We start from the raw sequence: 19353 nt of genomic DNA, 5'->3' as shown, positions 1-19353 counted from the left end.
CCCCAGCCCCCTGCCCCGAGAGACCCTCGAAGCGCACTCCTCCGCGTGACACACTGAGGAATGGTGCATTCTTCATGGTGCCACACGGAGGAATGTAGACTGGCCGCATGGGCACAAAAATCGGCCAGGTTGCCCAAGAGCTGGCCCGCACGAATCCGTGGTGGCGCAGCGCCGACTGGGCCGCGACGGATCCGGACCTGCGCGCGGTACGCGACACCGGCCTGGGATACCGGTCGCCATGCCTGGACGGGCTGGTCAACGGAGGTCTCTACCTGCTGCGGGGACCTCGTCGAGTAGGCAAGACAGTGGCCGTGAAACAGACCATCGTCGATCTGGTCGGCCACGGGACACCACCACAGGCGATCGTGCGGATCGCGGCGGACGCGTGGTCCGCGGAGGATCTGCGGACGGTCGTCCAGAACACCGCACTGCCACCGGTACCGCCCGGCACGGCGCGGTGGTGGCTGTTCGACGAGATCACCGGGACGGCCGGCGACTGGGCGGCACAGATCAAATGGCTGCGGGACAACGACCCCGAGTTCGCGCTGGCCACCGTGGTGCTGACCGGATCGAGCGCGGCCGGGCTGACCGCCGCCTCGGGCGTGCTCGCCGGCCGACGCGGCCGGATCGACCACGGCGACCGCGCCCTGCTCCCGTTGGGATTCCGCACCTTCGCGCGGCTGCTGCGACCACACCTACCGGACGTCCCCGCTGTCGATCTCGCGCGCCTGCGCGGCGACACGGCCCGTACGGCGTACGCCGAACTGCTGCCCTGGCTGGACGATCTCGTGATCGCCTGGGAGACCTATCTGATGTACGGCGGGTTCCCGATCGCCGTGGCGGCGGCCCGCGCCGGTACACCGGTACCCGCCTGGTTCGTCGACGACGTCTTCAACGTCGTGTTCCGGGACGCGTTCGCCGCGTCCCAGCTCAGCCAGACCAGCACCGCCGCCCTGATGGAACGGCTCATGCAGTCGATGGCGGCCCCCGCCAACATGAGCCGGATCGGCGCCGACCTGGATCTCAAACACGACGTGGTGGCCCGTCACGTCCGTTATCTCGGCGACGCCTACCTGCTCTGGCACTGCCCGCAGAAGGCGGAACGCGCCTGGACGGCACGGGAACGCGCCCAGGACAAGCTGTACGCGATCGACCCGCTGGTCGCCCGCCTGGCCCATCTGCGCAACCCCGCCCGATCCGATATCGACATCCCGGTGCTCGCCGAGATGCAGACCGGCCTGGCCCTGCAACGCTGTGCCTACGCTCACGGGACGGGATGGGCCGAAGACCTGTTCCTGTTCCATCTGCGCACCTCGTCCCGCAGAGAGATTGACTTCGTCGCCGAACAGCTTGCCGGTACCGCTGTGGAGAGCAAGTACGTCGAGGGCGGCTCCTGGCGAGGCGCGGCCGCCACCATCAGCGCGTCCGGATACGGCGGGCTGATGGTCACCCGCAACGTCCTGGACACCCGGGAGGAGAACGGACCCTGGGCGATACCCGCGGGAATCCTCTGCTACCTGATCGACACCTGAGCCCCGACCTCAACCCCAGCAGAATTGATCGTTTACAGGCCCCGAGGGCTACCGTTCACAGGGCTCGAACGCTACCGTTTCGCGGAACCCGTCACGATGACAGGCACCCCCGGCTCGCGCCGCCGGCCGGGCCTTCGGGTCGGCCCGGCCGGGTGTGGCGAGCGGTGTTGCCGCTGGCTGTCGCCGGTTCTGGATGTGCCGGCTCCGGATGTGTCAGTTCTGGTTGGGGGTGCGGGGCGCGGGCGCCGTGGCGGTGGCCGCCGCGGAGCTGGCGAGCAGGTCTCGGATCTCCGTCAGCAGCCGGATGTCGTCGCTGACCGGCGTGGGCTCCGGTTCCGCGGCCAGCCCGTTCCGCTTGCGGAACGCGTTCGCCTTGGCAAGCGGGAGGACGATGAGAAAATAGATCACGGCCGTGACGATCACGAATGAGACCACGTCGTTGACGAACGAGCCGTAGTTGAACCGGCTGCCGTTGACGGTGAAGGTCAGTGCGGAGAAGTCCGGCTGCCCGCCGATGGCCGCGATCAGCGGGGTGATCAGGTTTTTCACCAGCGAGGTGACCACCGCGGTGAAGGCGGTACCGATGACGACCGCGACCGCGAGGTCGACGATGTTGCCGCGGGTCAGGAACTCCTTGAAGCCCTTCAGCCCGGGGGTGATCAGTCGGGTCGGCGCACGGCCCTTGTCGACAGCTTCTCGCAACGCGCTCACGCAGGTCCCCCAGGAGGCCGGTCGAGTTGTGTGGGGCGTCCAGGTTGGCCCGGAGGTGCCCAGTACCACGGAGGTTACAACCCTGCCCTACAGGGAAAAACGGCCTGCCTCTGATGTGCCGTGGGCCCTTGTACGGAGTGGGCCGATACGGAGCCTGTCATCCGATGGGGATGTCCTCGCCGAGGTATGCCTGGCGGACGCGGTCGTCGGCGAGCAGGTCGGTGCCGCTGCCGGTGAGGGCGACCTGGCCGTTTTCCAGTACGTAGCCACGGTGCGCGATCCGCAGGGCCTGCACCGCGTTCTGTTCCACCAGCAGCACGGCCACACCGGCCCTGTTGATCTCGACGATCACGTCGAAGATGGTCTGGATGATCCGGGGGGCGAGCCCCATCGAGGGTTCGTCGAGCAGCATCAGCCGAGGTCGGCTCATCAGCGCCCGGCCGATGGCCAGCATCTGCTGCTCCCCGCCGGAGAGGGTGCCGCCCAGCTGGGACGCCCGCTCGGCCAGCCGCGGGAACAGGGTGAAGACCCGTTCGGCGTCCTCCCGCGCATGCCGCCGGTCGTGGTAGGCGCCCATCAGCAGGTTCTCCTGGACGGTCATGCCGGCGAACACCCGCCGTCCCTCGGGGACGTGGCCGACCCCCAGCCCGACGAGGGTGTGCGCCGGTATGGACGACAGCGGCCGGCCGTCCAGGTAGATCTCCCCGCGGCGGGGGCGGAGCAGCCCGGAGATCGATCGCAGGGTGGTCGTCTTGCCGGCGCCGTTCGCCCCGAGCAGCGTCACGATCTCGCCTTCGGCGACCTTCAGCCGGACGCCGCGCAACGCCGGTACGGCGCCGTAGCTGACCTCGATGTCGGCGACCTCCAACAGCATCAGTCCGCCTCCCCGCCGGCATCCACGCCGGTCTCCACACCGAGGTATGCCTCGATCACCACCGGGTCACGCTGGACCTCGGCCGGGCTGCCCTCGGCGATGACACGGCCGAAGTTCAGCACCACGACGGTGGCTGCGACGGACATCACCAGCCGCATGTCGTGCTCGATCAGCAGGACCGAGACCCCGTCCCCGGCGATCCGCCGGATCAGCGCCTCGAGAGCGCGTTTCTCGGCGGGGTTCGTCCCGGCGGCGGGCTCGTCCAGGAGAAGAAGCCGCGGGTCGGTGCCCAGCGCCCGGGCGATCTCCAGCCGGCGCTGTTCGCCGTGGGACAGTGACGAGGCCAAGTCGTGCGCGCGCCGGGACAGGCCGACCAGGTCGAGGAGCTCGAATGCCCGGTTGACCCCGGCCCGTTCCTGCCGCCGCGCGCCGGGCAGCCCGAGGATCGCGCTGAGCGATCCGTACCGCTGCCGGGCCTCGGTGCCGATCTGCACGTTCTCCAGCGCGGACAGGGCGGGGAAGAGCCTGATGTTCTGGAAGGTCCGGGCGATCCCGAGGTGGGTGATGGCGTGTGGGCTGCGTCCGACGATCCGCGCCGGCCGGCGGGACGTCCGCCAGAACGTCACCGAGCCCTGCTGCGGCCGGTACGCGCCGGTGAAACAGTTGAACAGGGAGGTCTTCCCGGCTCCGTTCGGCCCGATCACGGCCAGGATCTCGCCCCGGCGCTGCCGCAGCGAGACCCCGTCGAGGCTGGTGACCCCGCCGAAGCGCAGCGTCAGATCACGGGCCTCGAGCACCAGATCGGACGGTGGCTCGCCCGGTGTGCCGGCGTCGGCCGGCCCGGTCGCGGCGACGGTGGTCATCCGGCGGCCCCTCCAGGGCGCACGACTCCGTGACGCACGATCCCGCGGGGGCGCACAGCGTTCTCGCGAAGAGACCCCACACGAGGGGACAGGGCGCGGCCGGCACAGCGGCCGACACACACGAGGTTCCCCGGGGGCGCGGGGTTGTCGACGTGCGCGGTCATGTGATGGTCCTTCCGATCGGGGCCGCGCCAAGCTGGTCCGAGGCGCCGGCGGCGCTGCCGGCGAGCTCGATCTCCCGACGCCTGCGGCGGGACGGCACCAGGCCCTGCGGGCGGAAAATCATCATTACGATGATGACCGCGCCGAAGTAGATGTACCGGTCCGTCGGCGGAACCTTGTCACGCAGGTAGAAGGCCAACCCCTGCAGAACGACGGCTCCCATCACCGCGCCCAGCCGCGAGCCCATCCCACCGAAGATGACCACTGCCACCACGAGGAACGACAGCTGCAGGCTGAAGCTCTGCGGGTTGAAGAACTGCTTGGTGGCGAGCAGGACGCCGGCGAACCCGGAGACCGACGCCCCGATGGCGAAGGCGAGCAGTTTCATCCGCAGGGTCGGCACGCCGGTGGCCTCCGCGGCGATCTCGTCCTCCCGGATCGCCGCCCAGGCCCGGCCGATCCGGGACCGTTCCAGCCGCCCGAAAGCGATCATGACGATGGCCACGATCCCGAGCAGCAGGTAGTAGTACGGGAGCGGGTCGATCCCCCACTGGTAGTGGATCCCTGGCAGGTCGACCGACAGGTGCGGCACCCCGAACACCCCGCGCGAGCCGTTCGTGATCTCGTCCGAGTTGTTCGCGAGCAACTGGATGATCTCCCCGAAGCCCAGCGTCACGATCGCCAGGTAGTCACCGCGCAGCCGCAGCGTCGGCGCACCGAGGATCACGCCGGCGAGCGCGGCGAGCAGAAGCGCGATGGGGAAGACGAAGAACGGGTTGAGGATGAACGGCGCGTGCCACGGCATGGCCGACGACGAGCTGAAATAGGCGGTCACGTAGGCGCCGATCGCGAAGAACGCGATGTAGCCGAGGTCGAGCAGGCCCGCGTAGCCGACCACGACGTTCAGCCCGAGCGCGAGCAGCGCGTAGATACCGATGTCGTTGACCATCGACTGTTGCGCCGCCGTCGAGACGAGCAGCGGTGCCGCGATCGCGGCGGCGAGCAGGACCGCGTTCAGGCCGATAGCGGCATGCGGCGACCCGAGCGTGGCCGCGACGGGCCGGCGGGCTCGCGCCGCCGCTGTCACCTCGGCGAGCAGCGGGCGTAGCCACGCCGCGGCGATCAGCAGCACCCACAGCCCCACCGCCAGGCCGATGAAGATCCCGACACGCGGGTCGATCACCGAGCGCCGCAGCGCGCGGAACGGGTGGACGGAGTCGCCGCTGGGCCCGGTCACCACCGCGGCGAGGGCACCGAGGGCGAGGCACACGCCGAGCTGCCGCAGCCGCGCCGGGGTGAGCACGCCGGCGGCGGCTCCCCGAAAGGCCCGCGCCGGCGCGGCGGGAACGGGCTCGGAGGAACCCGGGCCCGCCGGGTTGGGTATCAGGCCTGGACGGGACACCGGTCGGGAGGCGGCTTCCGGCTGCCGCCGCGGTGCCGGCCGCGACGACGGCCCGGGCTGTGTCGGCGGTTCCAGCGGCTCCGACCGCTCCGGCGGGCGCGATGACGTCGGCGGTACTGGCTGGGCCGGCGGTTCCGGTGCGTTCGAACGCGCCGGCGGACACGGCGCGGCCGACGGCTCCGGCTGTATCGGCGGATGCGCCGACTCCGACGGCTCCGGTTGCGCCGATGGCTGCGACGGCGAAGAAGGAGCGGACGAGGAGGAAGAAGGGGTGGACGAGGCCGACGCGGAGGGTTCGGGCGATGCCGGGGACGGCGGGCGGGCGGTCACGCGGCCCTGCCCAATCGCACGCCGAGCAGACCCGACGGACGCACCATGAGGATCCCGACCAGCACCAGAAAGGCAATCACGTCCTTGTAGGACGCCTGGAAGACGTACCCGCCGTAACTTTCCACCAGCCCGAGCAGGATGCCGCCGAGCATGGCGCCGCGGACGTTCCCGATGCCGCCGAGCACCGCGGCGGTGAACGCCTTCACCCCGGGCACAAAACCCATGTTGTACGAGGCGTTGAAGGTCATGGCATAGAGGAATCCGCCGGCACCGGCGAGCAGGCCGCCGATGACGAAAGTCAGGATGATCACTCTTTCGACGTTCACTCCCATCAGGACGGCCGTGTCCGCGTCCTGCGCGACCGCTCTGATGCCCTGCCCGAGCCGGCTTTTCGCCACCAGCCGGTCCAGCAGGACGAGCATCACCACCGCGGCGCCGAAGACGACGACGGTCAGGGTGGACACCTGGGCGCCGAAGAGGTGGAAGAGCGTGCCGTTGGTGAACAGGTCGGGGACCGGCACGTTCTGCCGGCCGAATTCCTTGCCGGCGAGGTTCACCGCGAACAGCGACGCGCCGATCGCGCTGATGAGGTACGCGAGCCTGGGCGCGGACCGCCGACGCAACGGCCGGTAGGCGACCCGTTCGAGAGTGAACGCCGCCGCGGCACCGCCGGCGGCACCCACCGCGAGCCCGGCGGCGACCAGGCCCACCGAGGCCAGCCCGGACGGCGTGGCGCCGCCCGGCAGCAGGCCCCTGGCTGCGAACAGCCCGCCGAAGGCCCCCAGCATGAACACCTCGCTGTGGGCAAAATTGATCAACTGGAGCACGCCGTAGACAAGCGTGTAACCCAGGGCGATGACCGCGTACAGCGAGCCGACCATGAGACCGTCGACGGTCAACTGCCAGAACTGGTCGGCAAAACCCATGCGTCTCCTCGTCGTGGTCGTGTCCTCGCCATGGCGTGAGGACCGTCCGGACAGCCCGTCAGGACTTGATCAGTTCCGCGGTGTTGCCGAGAACCGTGATCTGTCCGTTCCTGACCTGGTAGATGAAGTCGTTCGCGCCTTCGACCTCACCGTTCGGCTGGAACTTGACGAGCTTCGTGACACCCTGGTAGTTGACCTTCCCGAAGGCCTCCGCCACCGACTCCCGGCTCAGATTGTCCCCGAGACCCTTGAGGACCTGGATGAGGGCATTGGTCGCGTCGTACGCCTCACCGGAGTACGTACCGGGCCTGGCACCACCATTGATCTTCTTGTACGACTCGACGAAGGCCGCCGCGTCCGGGTCGCTGTTCGCGTCACTGCACGGGCAGGTCAGGTAGGTGCCCTCGGCCGCCGCGGCACCGGCCTGCTCAACGTACTTGCCGTCCAGCGAACCGTCACCACTCACCGTGATGCCTCTGAAGCCCTTGTCGTGCAGTGCCCTGGACAGCAGCGCGAGATCAGGGTAATAGCCCGAATAGAACAGGACGTCCGGATTCTCCGCGATAATCTTCGTCGCCTCGGAGGTGTAGTTCTTTGTCGGGTTGATGCCGTCGTGGACCACGGTCACCCCCCTGGCCTTCAGTTCCTTTTCCAGCGCGGCGGACAGGCCGGTGCCGTAGTCGCTCTTGTCGTCGAGGGAGAACACCTTCTTCGCCTTCAGCACGGTGGCGATGTAGGCGGCGTCCTGCGTGCCCTGGACGGTGTCCGGGGCGATGACCCGGTAGAAGGTCCTGAAGCCCAGCGCGGTCAGCGTCGGATTCGTCGCCGACGGGCTCACCGAGAGCAGACCGGCCTGCGAGTAGAGCGGTTCACTGGCCTTGGTGGCTCCGGAGAACATCGGCCCGACGACCGCCAGGACGTCCGAGTTGTCGATGAGTTTCTGCGCGGCGGTCGTGCCCTGGTCCGGCAACCCCGCGTCGTCGGACTGCACCAGTTTCACCTGGAAGGGCAGGCTCGGGTCGGCGTTCGCCTCGGCAACGGCGGTCTCCATCCCGTACAGGGCGTTGATACCAAGCTGCTGACTGTCACCGGAAAGGACTCCCTGGAAGCCGATAGTAATCGACTTCTTCCCATCCGATGACGATGCGTCATCGCTACCGCACGCCGCGGCGGTCAGGGCCACCACGCCGGCTAGGGCAACTGCTCCCAGGAGTTTTCGCCTGGTCATGCATCTCCTCCTACCTGTCCCGCTATGTGTTCCGGAACCGGTGCGTGGACGGCGTACACGGTCGCGATCATGGAGTGTTACTGGCTCCAGCAGCACTCATCCGCGCATCCCCACCGACATCCGCGTATCCCCACCGGATGTCGGCACCGTAGTCCCTTCCTGAACGCGTCGGAAGCGCACCCTGCGTGCCGTCCAAGGTACCGGTCATCCTGCTTGCACCTACTATCCGCATAGCCGTACCAACCTTGGGTCAGGACAGTCCGAAACGGGTCCCGCGCGGCCACCGGCCATCCCACCAGAGGACACCCCCACCAGGTGGGACGTCAGTTGAGCAGGTAGCGCAGGAGGACGACGTCGCCGAGCGGGCGGGCCTCGGCCAGCTCCATCCGGTGGCCGGCGTGCCGGGGAAAGACGCCGTCGCCGACGAAGCGGGGCGCGGTGGGGTCCCCGACGAAGAACGGCGCGATCACCAGGTGGATCTCGTCGACGAGCCCTGCGGTGAGGAACCGGGTGTGGATCGCACTCCCGCCCTCGACCATCAGCCGGTGTATGCCGCGCGCGGCAAGGTCCGCCAGGACGACGTTCAGGTCGATCGGGTCACCGGCGTCCACGACGGATGCCACCCCGGCGAGCCGCTCGCGAGCCCTGTCCGCCGCGGGGCACGCGGCATAGACGATCTTCTCGACCTGCCCGGTGGTGAAGAAGCGGGCGCCGCGGTCGAGGTCGCCAAGGCCGGTGAGGGTGACCTTGACGGGGCTTTCCGGCAGGCCGCAGGCCACCCGCTCCTCGCGGCGGGCCGCCGAGCGGACCAGCAGCCGGGGGTTGTCGCGACGGATGGTGTTGGCGCCCACCAGGATGGCGTCGACACCGGCCCGGACCTCGTCGACCCGGTCGAAGTCGGCGTCGTTGGACAGCAGCAGCCGCCGGTCGCCGGCATCGTCGATGTAGCCGTCCACGGACATGGCCACCGACAACAGGACGTACGGCCGTTGGGTCACGCGCAATACTCCAGGCTCGTCTTGGCCCGCCAAGTTACTGAACTTACACACGCCGGGCCCGGATAGCCTTGACTCCTCCTCGTGGCAGGCAAAAAGGGTAATATGGACCAAGGACGATACGGACCACGGAAGTCGTCATCGCGTTGCGGGACGCCGGCGGCGGGACGGGTAGCAGCGTCCAGCCGCTGGGAGCCTGGCGCCGTCGCAGGGCGAGCCGGCACGGCCTGCCCGCCGCGCCGGCCGGATAAGGGCACGCACCGCGATGGCGGTACCGCGACGGCCACCGCCGGGTGACCTGGCGGGGGCTCGTGCGGTGCTGGTGGGGACGAGCCGTCACACCGGCGCCTCGGGGCTGCCGGATCTGCCGTCGGTGGCCACCACCGTCAACGACCATCTGGGACATCTCCGACCACGGCCATCCCGTCCGCCTCTTCTCCTTCGCTCCGAAACAGGCTGGGAACTGCACGGCGTTCAGGCCGCGGGGACGCGTTCTCGTGTGCGGCGGGCAGTTGTACGACGTGACCGATCCCCGCCGTCCGAAGCTGCTGAGCACTCTCACGGATCCGGAGTGGCCCACCCTGCGTGTCTTCGACACCGCCCGTCTCTCCCCGGACGGAAACACCCTGATGGTCGCCGATTTCGAGAACTCCTACCTGTTCGACGTGTCTTCCCCCAGCAGGCCGAGATTTCAGGCGAAAATCAGCACGAACACGATGCCACCCGTCATCGCGTTCAGCCCGGACGGACGGCTCCTCGCCATATCCGATGGCGGCAACGGAATAGTGCTGTAGGACGTGACGATCACTGCCGCACCCCACCGGGTCACGGCGGTGACCCTACCCGCCTATCCGCGTGGTGTGGCATTCCCTGAAACCGGCGACACACTGATCACATATGACGAGTACGGCAATGTGGTCAACTGGGACATTGCCCCGCTGCGTGCCGCGGTGACGGATCCGGTGGCCCGCGCCTGCCGCCTGGCCGGGGCCAACCCGACCCGGGCGCAGTGGTCGGCCATGGCTCCCGGTGTCCCCTTCGACCGGGTCTGCCCGAGCCTTCCCGCGGCACCGCCACCGCCCGTCTTTCCGGCGTTGTCCCGGCCATCCCCGGTGCCGGCGGGAAACTGAAAGCCTGGCTGGCGAGCGCATGGTCCCGCACGCCATCACGGACCCGACGGCTTCATGACCCACGGGCTCCCGGCGGCACGACCGGCGTTCCTATGATGAACGGGGTGATGAACGGTGCGCAGCGGGCCCCGGTAACCAGAGCCACAGCAACCAGTGGACGGCAGGACAGTCAGGAGGATTGACCGAGCATGACCGACTCGCGGCAGCAGATGCGCCGGGCCGAGCGGATCACCACGGACAATGAACCATCCGGTCCGGTGACTCTTCTACCCCGCCGGCGACCCGGCTATCTCGGCCCGGTCCACATCATGCAGCTGTTGCTGGCCGAGACAGCGGTCATAGCCATCCTGGCGACGCTTACCCGCGGCACCGTGGCCATCATCGCCGCCGGCGCGGGCGCGACCGCGCTCCTGCTCGTGACACTGGGACGGCGCAACGGCCGGTGGTGGCTGGAACACCGCCTGATGATCATGCGGTACAACCGGCGCAGGCGCGCGGGCCCGGCCCGGCACTCCGACGACCCGCGCCTGGCCGCCCTGTCAGTGCTGGCCCCGGGCCTGACCGTCGAAAACGTATCCACCGGGGACGGCACACAGGTGGGCGTCGCGCAGGACGGCGCCGGCTGGTTCGCGGTGGCCGCCCCCACACCACGGGCATGTCCATATGTGACGATCCGGGCGGACGCCTGCCCCTGGAGGTCCTGGCAACCGCGCTCGCGGACACGCACCAACCAGGTGTCGTGCTACAGGTCGTCCGGCACACGGTACCGGTGCCGGGGCTCGACACCCATCCCGCGTCCCCGGCGGACCGGTCGTACCGCCAGCTCCTCGCCGGGTTCGGCGGGGCGCCGGTTCCCCTGGACGCGGTCACCTGGATCACGGTCCGGCTGGACACGCGGGCGCTGGCTGAAGCCGGCGCCGACCTCGATACCGATCAGGATGCGGCACCCACGGTCGTGGCGGCCCTGCTCCGCGGCGCCGTCAAGTCGTTGCGTCGGGCGGGCTTCCCGTGCCAGGTGCTCGACACCGCCGGCCTGGTGGACGCGCTGGCGCGATCCTGCGATCTGGACCTTACGGCGCGGGGGGCGCACCTGCCGCGCGCAGGGAGAAGTGGACCGCCTGGCACTCGTCCCGGCTGGCCCACCGCTGTTTCTGGATCCGGAGCTGGCCGCCGGTACAGGACGCCGCCGCGCTCCTGGACCGACTGGCCGCCGCGCCCACCGCCGTGACCAACGTGGCACTGATCATGGCGCCGAACGACAACAACGATCTGATCGACCTGCGCTGCCTGGTTCGCGTGGCGGCACCGGCCGCCGATCTCGACCGAACCTGTCAGGAGATCATGAACATCGCCGCACAGGCACACGCCGACCTCTTCCCGCTCGACGGCGAGCAGGCGCCGGCGGTCTACGCGTCAGCCCCCACCGGGGGTGGTGTGCGATGACCGCCTCCGGGCAGGGTACACACAGTGCAACCACGGGGGAACCGGCACCGGATGGCGAAGCCGGCGCGGAGCACCGCTCCACGCCGGTGCCGGCGGCGCTGGGCGCACAGGCGCAACCCGGCCCACGGGAACCGGCGATCAGGCGAACTCCAGGCCAGGATGCGCAGGCCTCCGGCCAGGCCGCCACACCCGCTCGGCCGGCCTCCGCAGCCGCCGGGGCCGCCGGGGCCGCCGGGGCCGCCGGGGCCACGACCACACACGCCACAATGGCCCAGGCTCAGGGCACGGCTGCCCAGGACGCCGCGACCCAGGCCGCGACACACACCGCGGCCGAGGCGAGGGCCGCCCCCGGCACAGCCCGGGGGGACACCGTCCATGACGGCCGCCGTCCTCCGAACGGCACCCCGCCGGACGGGCACGGGCCCCGCGGTCGCACCGGGCGGCTGGTCCGGCTGCGCATCGGCTCGCACACCGCGTCCGGGCCGGCGCTCGCCCGGCTGGGCGTCACCTCGCCGGCCGTCGGGCTGATCATCGGTGCCGACCGGGACCAGCGGCCGGTACGGGTGCGTTTCTTCCGCCCAGAGCCGACCAGGGTGACGCTCGTCGGCGGCGCCTGGGCCGGCAGGCTGATCGTGTTCCGGGCGCTCGCGTTCGGTGCGCGGGTGACCGTGATGACCACCGAACCCCGGGAATGGGACGATTTCAGCGAGCGCGCGACCGGTCGCGACGACCTCCTCAGCGTGCTGACGACCGAGCAGCCGCTCGCGCCGACCGCCACGGCGCAACGGCCGGTACTGCTTGTCCACGATCTCGGCACGATGAGAGCGAGCACACCCCCTCAGCTGGGTCCGTGGCAGACACAGTTCACCATCCTGCGGCAATTCGACCGGTCCGGGATTCCCTCGGTTCCCCGGGAACCCGCGCCTCCGGCACCGCGAAAAGAACATGATCGCGTTGGCGTTGGCCCTCTGGTGCGGGAAAGCCACCTGGTGGCGCTGCAACGACTCGGCGCCGTCGAGTCGGCGTTGGTCGGTGGCGCTCTGCGGCTACCCGGACATGCCATCCAGGCCCTGCAGTCGATGACGGACGACATGGTCACACTGGTTGGTGACGGAGCCGACTGTCAGGTGTGGCTCAGACAGACCGACGTGGAACGCGGGTACACGGGCGGGCCGTCGAGCCGCCCGGGGCACCGGACCGTTCCGTAACGGAACATCACTGCACCGGGGGCGTCCAGGGCATCTGGATGAGGCGGGCGCCGTGGCGGCGGGTGACAAGCCATCCTCGCCCGGGCGGCAGAGGCTGCGGTTTCATCGTGCCGAACAGCGCCCCCTCCTCCTTCGGACCGGACATCATGATGCCGGGCGAGGCGAGCTCCCGGATCCTGGAGATCACCGGGTCGAACATGGCCCGCCCGGCGCCGCCGATCCGCCTTGTCAGCACCAGGTGCAGCCCGATGTCGCGCGCCTGCGGCAGGAACTCGAGAAGCTGCGCCACCGGGTTCATCACGCCGCCAGCCACCAGGTCGTAGTCGTCGACCAGGAGATAGAGCTCGGGACCCTTCCACCAGCTCCGGTTGCGCAGTTGTTCCGGTGTCACGTCCGGGCCGGGCAGCCGCTCCTTCATCACCGTGGTGACCTGCCCGATGAGGTCCGCGGTGACCTGCTGGGACGTGCCGGTGCCGATGAGGTGCTCGGTGTCGACGCAGCCGAGCAGGCTGCGTCGCAGGTCGACCAGGATGATGCGGGCCTGGGCCGGCTCGTAGGCCCGGGTGATGCTGCGGGCGAGGCCGCGCAGGAACGAGCTCTTTCCGCACTCGACGTCGCCGAGGAGGATCAGGTGCGGGTCCGCGTCGAAGTCGACGAACACGGGCTGCAGGTCGGTTTCGGCGATACCGATCGGGATCTTCCCACCCCTGGGTTCGGGCAGAGACTCGTGGGGCAGCTCGTCGGGCAGCAGCCGGACCCGGGGCGCCGGTGCCCCGGTCCAGTACGTCCGCACGTGCGTGACGAACTCGGCCACGCCGTCAGCCAGGTCGTCGACTCGTTGCGCACCGTCGATGCGGGGCAGCCCGGCCTGGAAGTGGAAGCCGTCGGGTGTCAGACCCCGGCCCGGCTTCTGCTCCGGCACGTTCACCGCGGCACGGCGGTTGACCATCGAATCGGCAGGGTCACCCAGGCGCAGCTCCACCCTGGTGGCGAACATGTCCCGCACCGCGGCCCGGACGTCCATCCAGCGGTTGGCGGCGGCGAGGATGTGGATGCCGTAGCCGAGACCCCGGTTGGCCAGCTCGGAGACCACCGGATCGAGATCTTCGAACTCGCCGCGCAGGGTGGCCCAACCGTCCACGACCAGGAAGACGTCGCCGAACGGGTCCTGTGCCCCGAGCTGCCCGGCGCGCCTGGCCCGCCGGTACGCGGCGATGCCTTCCACGCCCTCGCCGGCGAACAGCGCCTCCCGGGCCTGCATCAGCCCGTACAGCTCGGCGACGGTGCGGCGGACCTTGTCGGCGTCACGCCGGGTGGCCACCGCGCCCACGTGCGGCAGGTTGACCAACGCGGTCAGGGCGCCACCGCCGAAGTCGAGGCAGTAGAACTGGGCCTCGGCCGGGGTGTGCGTGAGCGCCAGGCCGCACACAAGCGTACGCAGGAAGGTGCTCTTGCCGGTGACCGGGGCACCCACCACCATGACGTTGCCCGCACTGCCGGACAGGTCCAGCCACATCGGGTCGCGGACCTGCTCGAAAGGCTTGTCCACGACGCCGACCACGCCGTGCAGGCTGCCGTGCGTCCCGACGTCGTCGACGGTGAGGCCGCGCTCCGGCGAGCGCACGAGCCGGGGCAGAAGCTGGTCGAGCGTGGGCGGCTCGGCCAGCGGCGGCAGCCAGACCTGGTGGGCCGGCGGGCCCTGGCCCTCTATCCGCCGCACCAGCACATCCAGTAACGTCTCGCCACCGACGGGCTCCTCCTGCTCCGTCGCCGGCTCGGCCGGCTGGTCGGTGTGCGGCGGGGCCACATAGTAGGTGGAGAACTCCCGCACCGGGTCCACCGGCCGACCGCCGCTCGTGGGCACCACGCCGTCCCGGCGGTACACACCCGACACGTACGCCGCCTTGAACCGGACGAGCTCCTCGGTGCCGGTTCTCAGGTAGCCGTGCCCGGGCGAACGCGGCAGCTCGTAGGCGTCAGGCACCCCGAGCACCACCCGGCTTTCCATGGACGAGAACGTCCGCAGGCCGAGCCGGTAGGACAGGTGTGTCTCCAGCCCGCGCAGCCGGCCCTCCTCAAGCCGCTGCGAGGCCAGCAGCAGGTGGACGCCCAGCGACCGGCCCACCCGTCCGATCTGGACGAACATGTCGATGAAGTCGGGGCGTGTGGTGAGCAGTTCGCTGAACTCGTCGACGACGATCAGCAGGCTGGGCAGCGGCGCCAGCGGCACGCCAGCGGCCCGCGCCCGCTCGTAGTCCCGCTGCGAGGCGTAGTTGCCGGCCCGGCGCAGCAGCTCCTGGCGCCGGACCAGTTCGCCCGAGATCGCGCCGTGCATCCGGTCCACCAGGGACAGTTCGTCGGCCAGGTTGGTGATCACCGCGCTGGTGTGCGGCAGGCGGTCCAGCCTGGCGAAAGTGGCACCACCCTTGAAGTCGACCAGGACGAAGTTGAGGATCTCGGAGCTGTGCGTGACAGCCAGCGCCAGCACCAGCGTGCGTAGCAGTTCGCTCTTGCCCGACCCGGTCGCCCCGACGAGCAGGCCGTGCGGGCCCATACCGTCCTGCGCGGACTCCTTGAGGTCGAGCTCGATCGGGCGCCCGTCGAGACCGACGCCGAAGCGCAGCCGGAGCCGGTCCCGGTTGGGCCGGCTCACCCACATCCGTGCCAGGTCGAGCTCGTCAGGATCGCCGAACTCGAGCAGCTCGGCAAGGCCGAGGTCGGCCACCACCGCGGACTGCTCGGTGACCGACGTGACGGACAGCCGCAGCGGTGCCAGCCCGCGCGCCAGCACCTCCGCCTGTGCCGGGTCAAGCCGGTCGGCCCGCCCCACCTGGATCGTCCCGTCCATGGTGGTGCCCGAGATCGAGCCGTCCTCGGCGATGTCAAGCACCACGGTGGTGCCGTCCAGCAGCCGGAGCGGCGGGTTGGACAGGTCGAGGATGGTGACCCCGGCCACGCCGCCGTCGGTCATGAGGTGGTCCGACCCGGCGGTAGAGCCACCGTCGATGACCACGACCACCTGCGGCCCGGCGAAGGACCCGGGCGCGGCCGGGTCGAACCTCGGCCGGTTGGCCAGCACGTCGTCGAGCATGGCCTCCAGCGCCGTGACAGCCGGCGCGATGAGCCGGACCGGGCCGACCGCGTCCGCCTTGGTCGGATGCCCGGCGTGCGGCAGCCACTTCGCCCACTCCCACTGCGTGCGACGCAGGTGGTCGGCCACGGACAGACCGACCAGCAGGTCGTCCGGGGCATGGAAGGTGACGAGCTGGGCCAGCAGCGCCCGGACCAGGTCGCGCACCGCGTCCTCGTCCGGGCCGCGCAGGTAGACGTGGGAGAAGTCGCGCAACGCGATCGAGACCGGCAGGTCCGGTACGACCGAATAGGTGGCGACGAACTTCCGCAGGGCCATCGCGCACAGCAGCTCCAGCTCGTCGACCGGTCGGGTCTGCGGCGGCACCAACGGGGTCGCGACCTCCTGGGAGCCCAGGCCGATGCGTACCACCGTGAAGTCCACGTCGCCGCGCCGGCGCTCCCACAGCCGTCCGCTCATCGCCGTCGACCACAGGACGGACGGGTCGGGATGCCGGTAGTGGATCGCCTCGCGTTGCTGCCGGATCGTGTTACGCACCTGAGCGCGCAACTGGCTGAGCCGGCGCATGTACTGGCGACGCGCCTCGATCATCTCGCGCTTGCCCGGCCCGGTCTGCTGCATGGCCATCATGGCGATCATGCCGAGGATCGACACCCCGTACATGCCACCGGCCACGTATGTCAGCGGCCCGCCGCGCTGGACGCCCATCATCAGCCCCATGGCCGCTGCACCGGCCGCCATGGGCAGGATCATCAGCATCCGCTGCCATGTCCTGCCGGTGGTGGTCGGCACCTCCGGCGGCGGGTCGAGCAGCAGCTCGCCGCTCGGGAGGGCCGGCGCCAGGCGTCGCGGCGGACGTTTGACGACCACCGATGTCACGCCGCTGCCCTCCTCCCCGAACCGGCGGATCAGATCCTATAGACCGCGGCAGTTGCCCGATCAGACCGAAATGCTACGTTGAGTCCTCGGGGTCGACACGCATTGGGAGGTGCGCGGACCGTGAGCACCCCGCGAAATCGCTCGCCGCACCCACGACTGCGCGTGGGCAGCGCGTGACGGCCCCAGGCGGCCTGAGCCTGGCCAGGGTGACCGTCGCCGCGCCGGAGCGCCGCATGGACGTCGCGTTACCCGACAACATGATCGTGGGGGAGCTGCTCCCCCACCTGCTGCGCCACGCCGGCGACGACCTCGGCGACGAGGGCGAGCGGCACGGCGGCTGGGTGTTGCGCCGGGCCACCGGCACGGCCCTGGAGCCGACCCGCAACCTTGCCGCGCAGGGGGTGCGCGACGGCGAGGTTCTCCAGCTCGCGCCACGCCAGCTCGACTGGCCCGAGCTCGCCTACGACGACGTGGCCGAAGTGATCGCGAGCAGCTCCCGGCGGAGCGGCCGCTCATGGGGCAACGCCGCCACCCGCCGGTGCGGGCTCGCCGTCGCCAGCGGCGTGCTCGGGCTGGGCGTGGCCGCGGTGGCGCTGTCCGGCCCACCCTGGCCGCTGCCGGCCGGGCTGGCGATCAGCCTGGCCGCGCTGCTCGCGATCGTCGGCGTCGTCGCGGCCCGTACCTTCGCCGACGCCACCGCCGGCGCCGCGGCGGCCGCGTCCGGCCTGCCCTATGCCCTGCTCGGCGGCGCGTTGATCGCCACGCCGGCCGACGTCACGCTGACCCACCTGGGCGCGCCCAGCCTCCTCCTCGGCTCGGCCGCACTGCTGGTTTTCAGCGTCGCCGGCTACACCGGTGTCGCCGCGCTCCAGTCACTGTTCACAGCCGGCCTGGCCGCCGGCATCGCCGGGTTGCTCGCCGCCCTGTCGTGCCTCGCCGGCATGTCCGCGGCGGGGGCCGCGGCGGTCACCCTGACGGTTGCCATCGGCATGCTGTCCGGGTATCCACTGATCGCGAGTTGGATCGGCCGGCTGCCCGCACCCGAGCTGCCCGACCGGCCCGAAGGGATCCTCGAGGACCGGCCGGTGCCCAGGCGCACGGATGTCTTCGCCTCCGTGGCGCGCGCCCACGAGCTGCTTTCCGGCATGCTGCTGGCGACCGCCCTCGTAAGCGTCGCCGCCATGGCGTTCCTGCTGGCCGTCGACCGGACCGTAACCAGCGCGTTGCTCATCGTATCCGGGGCCTGTGCCCTGCTGCTGCGCGGCCGGCTGTTCCGCACGCTGCGGCAGCGGATCCCGCTGCTCGTCAGCGGGACAGCCGGGCTCGGGCTGCTGCTCTTCAGCGCCGACCTGGAGACCGACCGCGGCGGATCTCGGCTGCTGTACGTGCTGGTGCTGATGGTCGCCGCCGCGGCCGTGTTCGGGGCCGCGCTCCTGTTCAGCCGGCGCCGGCCCTCGCCCTATCTGGGCCGCATCGCCGACATCGCCGACGTGCTCGCCATCATGGCGCTGATCCCGCTGACCTGCGCCGTCATGGGGATGTTCGGCTCGATCCAGGGGCTGTTCGCGTCGGCCGGGGGGTGAGACAGCGCGGTGACACGGCGTGACCAGCTCCAGTCGTACCAGTTCCTGACCCAACGGGTGATCTCCGCGTTCGTCATGCGGGAGACCGACCCGCAGCAGACCCCGCTGCGCCGGGGCGTCGGCGCGGTCTTCGGCGGGGTGATGATCGCGGTGGTCGCGGCCACGGGCTTCGGTGTCTACGGCATCCTCACCAAGACTGACAACGGTGCCTGGAAAACCGACGGCTCGGTCGTGGTCGAGAAGGAGACCGGCGCCAGCTTCGTGTACTCCTCCGGCGGGCTGAACCCCACGCTCAACCTCGCGTCCGCAATGCTCGCGGCCGGGACGCCGAACCCGCGCGTCCACCGGATAGCGAGCAGGTCACTGGCCCTCGTCCCGCGCAGGGTCGCGATCGGCATTCCCGGCGCGCCCGACTCACTGCCCGCCGCGGGCAACCGGGTCGGCCTGCCGTGGACGCTGTGCACCGCGTCCGGGACGGACTCCTCCGGCAGGGCCGCCAGCACGGTGACGCTTGCGGTGGCCAGCGCTCCCACCGGCGGTCGCAGACTGGCCGCCGACGAAGGCATGCTGGTCAAGGACACGGTGACGGGCACCATGTACCTCGTCTGGAGCGAGCACCGCTACCAGCTGACGGACACGGACAGGGTGGTGCCGGCGCTGTTCGGGGCGCTGGTCACCGCGGTACCGGCCGGGACCTCGTGGCTGAACGCGCTGCCCGCCGGGGCCGGCATCGGCCCGATCGCGGTCAACGGGCGCGGCCGCCCGTCCCCGGCGGTACCCGGCCACACCATCGGTGAGCTGCTGGTCGCCGAGACCGGCTCCGGTCCGCAGTACTACCTGGTCTTCGACGACGGCATCGCCGCGATCACCCCGCTGCAGCAGGCCATCGCCAGCGTATGGTCGCCGGCACCGCCGACGCGGATCTCGGTGTCCGAAGCGACATCCGCGGCCACGAGCAGCCGGCTGAGCCGGCCCAGCGGGCAGGCGGCGCCACCC

16 protein-coding genes are annotated in these 19353 nt (G+C 70.5%); 8 read left to right on the top strand and 8 right to left on the bottom strand.

Annotation, left to right across the window (positions count from 1 at the left end):
- The first annotated feature begins 107 nt into the window (after nucleotides 1-107).
- Nucleotides 108-1532: an ATP-binding protein gene (locus CM1CMNOD_RS06370; RefSeq protein WP_013872849.1), complete on the top strand. Its 1425-nt coding sequence runs from the start codon at nucleotides 108-110 to the stop codon at nucleotides 1530-1532.
- Nucleotides 1533-1745: 213 nt separating this feature from the next.
- Here the strand turns inward: CM1CMNOD_RS06370 and mscL are convergent, their stop codons facing one another.
- The 7 genes from mscL to CM1CMNOD_RS06335 all read right to left on the bottom strand — a co-directional run bounded on the left by mscL (nucleotide 1746) and on the right by CM1CMNOD_RS06335 (nucleotide 9026).
- Nucleotides 1746-2243 carry a large conductance mechanosensitive channel protein MscL gene (mscL, locus tag CM1CMNOD_RS06365; RefSeq protein ID WP_013872848.1) on the bottom strand — a complete coding sequence of 166 codons (498 nt, stop codon included), beginning with the start codon at nucleotides 2241-2243 and terminating at the stop codon, nucleotides 1746-1748.
- Between the two features lie 157 nt (nucleotides 2244-2400).
- On the bottom strand, nucleotides 2401-3117 hold the full coding sequence (locus tag CM1CMNOD_RS06360) for an ABC transporter ATP-binding protein (RefSeq protein WP_013872847.1): 717 nt from the start codon (nucleotides 3115-3117) through the stop codon (nucleotides 2401-2403).
- Complete coding sequence (locus tag CM1CMNOD_RS06355; protein WP_131773895.1) at nucleotides 3117-3980, bottom strand: ABC transporter ATP-binding protein; 864 nt, start codon at nucleotides 3978-3980, stop codon at nucleotides 3117-3119. Before CM1CMNOD_RS06355 ends, CM1CMNOD_RS06360 begins: the two co-directional genes overlap by 1 nt.
- A 160-nt stretch (nucleotides 3981-4140) precedes the next feature.
- Nucleotides 4141-5544: a branched-chain amino acid ABC transporter permease gene (locus CM1CMNOD_RS06350; RefSeq protein ID WP_013872844.1), complete on the bottom strand. Its 1404-nt coding sequence runs from the start codon at nucleotides 5542-5544 to the stop codon at nucleotides 4141-4143.
- 326 nt (nucleotides 5545-5870) lie between these two features.
- Complete coding sequence (locus CM1CMNOD_RS06345; protein WP_013872843.1) at nucleotides 5871-6800, bottom strand: branched-chain amino acid ABC transporter permease; 930 nt, start codon at nucleotides 6798-6800, stop codon at nucleotides 5871-5873.
- Between the two features lie 58 nt (nucleotides 6801-6858).
- The gene (locus CM1CMNOD_RS06340) at nucleotides 6859-8028 is read right to left on the bottom strand and encodes a branched-chain amino acid ABC transporter substrate-binding protein (RefSeq protein WP_013872842.1); all 1170 of its coding nucleotides are present in this window, start codon (nucleotides 8026-8028) and stop codon (nucleotides 6859-6861) included.
- A 323-nt stretch (nucleotides 8029-8351) separates the two neighbouring features.
- A complete protein-coding gene (locus CM1CMNOD_RS06335) occupies nucleotides 8352-9026 on the bottom strand; it encodes a RibD family protein (protein ID WP_013872841.1) in 675 nt (224 codons plus the stop codon).
- 518 nt (nucleotides 9027-9544) lie between these two features.
- Here CM1CMNOD_RS06335 and CM1CMNOD_RS06330 point away from each other — a divergent pair.
- The 5 genes from CM1CMNOD_RS06330 to CM1CMNOD_RS06310 all read left to right on the top strand — a co-directional run bounded on the left by CM1CMNOD_RS06330 (nucleotide 9545) and on the right by CM1CMNOD_RS06310 (nucleotide 12804).
- A complete protein-coding gene (locus CM1CMNOD_RS06330) occupies nucleotides 9545-9817 on the top strand; it encodes a YncE family protein (protein WP_131769747.1) in 273 nt (90 codons plus the stop codon).
- 3 nt (nucleotides 9818-9820) lie between these two features.
- Entirely contained in the window at nucleotides 9821-10153 is a 333-nt protein-coding gene (locus tag CM1CMNOD_RS06325; RefSeq protein ID WP_043603130.1) for a hypothetical protein, read from the top strand.
- A gap of 655 nt (nucleotides 10154-10808) precedes the next feature.
- Nucleotides 10809-11381, top strand: coding sequence for a type VII secretion protein EccE (locus tag CM1CMNOD_RS06320; protein ID WP_083828179.1), 573 nt, complete (start codon nucleotides 10809-10811; stop codon nucleotides 11379-11381).
- Nucleotides 11382-11386: 5 nt separating this feature from the next.
- A complete protein-coding gene (locus tag CM1CMNOD_RS06315; protein ID WP_131792611.1) occupies nucleotides 11387-11596 on the top strand; it encodes a hypothetical protein in 210 nt (69 codons plus the stop codon).
- A gap of 266 nt (nucleotides 11597-11862) precedes the next feature.
- Complete coding sequence (locus CM1CMNOD_RS06310; RefSeq protein WP_131772306.1) at nucleotides 11863-12804, top strand: hypothetical protein; 942 nt, start codon at nucleotides 11863-11865, stop codon at nucleotides 12802-12804.
- Between the two features lie 7 nt (nucleotides 12805-12811).
- Here the strand turns inward: CM1CMNOD_RS06310 and CM1CMNOD_RS06305 are convergent, their stop codons facing one another.
- Nucleotides 12812-16774 carry a type VII secretion protein EccC gene (locus tag CM1CMNOD_RS06305; RefSeq protein WP_013872839.1) on the bottom strand — a complete coding sequence of 1321 codons (3963 nt, stop codon included), beginning with the start codon at nucleotides 16772-16774 and terminating at the stop codon, nucleotides 12812-12814.
- Between the two features lie 173 nt (nucleotides 16775-16947).
- On the opposite strand from CM1CMNOD_RS06305, the gene eccD reads away from it, so the two are divergent.
- Nucleotides 16948-18357 (top strand): type VII secretion integral membrane protein EccD, encoded by a 1410-nt coding sequence (gene eccD, locus CM1CMNOD_RS06300; RefSeq protein WP_013872838.1) that lies wholly within the window; start codon nucleotides 16948-16950, stop codon nucleotides 18355-18357.
- Nucleotides 18358-18366: 9 nt separating this feature from the next.
- Nucleotides 18367-19353: type VII secretion protein EccB (gene eccB / locus CM1CMNOD_RS06295; RefSeq protein WP_131773894.1), on the top strand; the 987-nt coding region annotated here is incomplete at its 3' end.

This window comes from Protofrankia symbiont of Coriaria myrtifolia (assembly GCF_900634755.1).
Classification (GTDB): domain Bacteria; phylum Actinomycetota; class Actinomycetes; order Frankiales; family Frankiaceae; genus Protofrankia; species Protofrankia coriariae.
The sequence above is the reverse complement of the archived record's forward strand: the minus strand, read 5'-3'. Positions and strand labels throughout refer to the sequence as shown.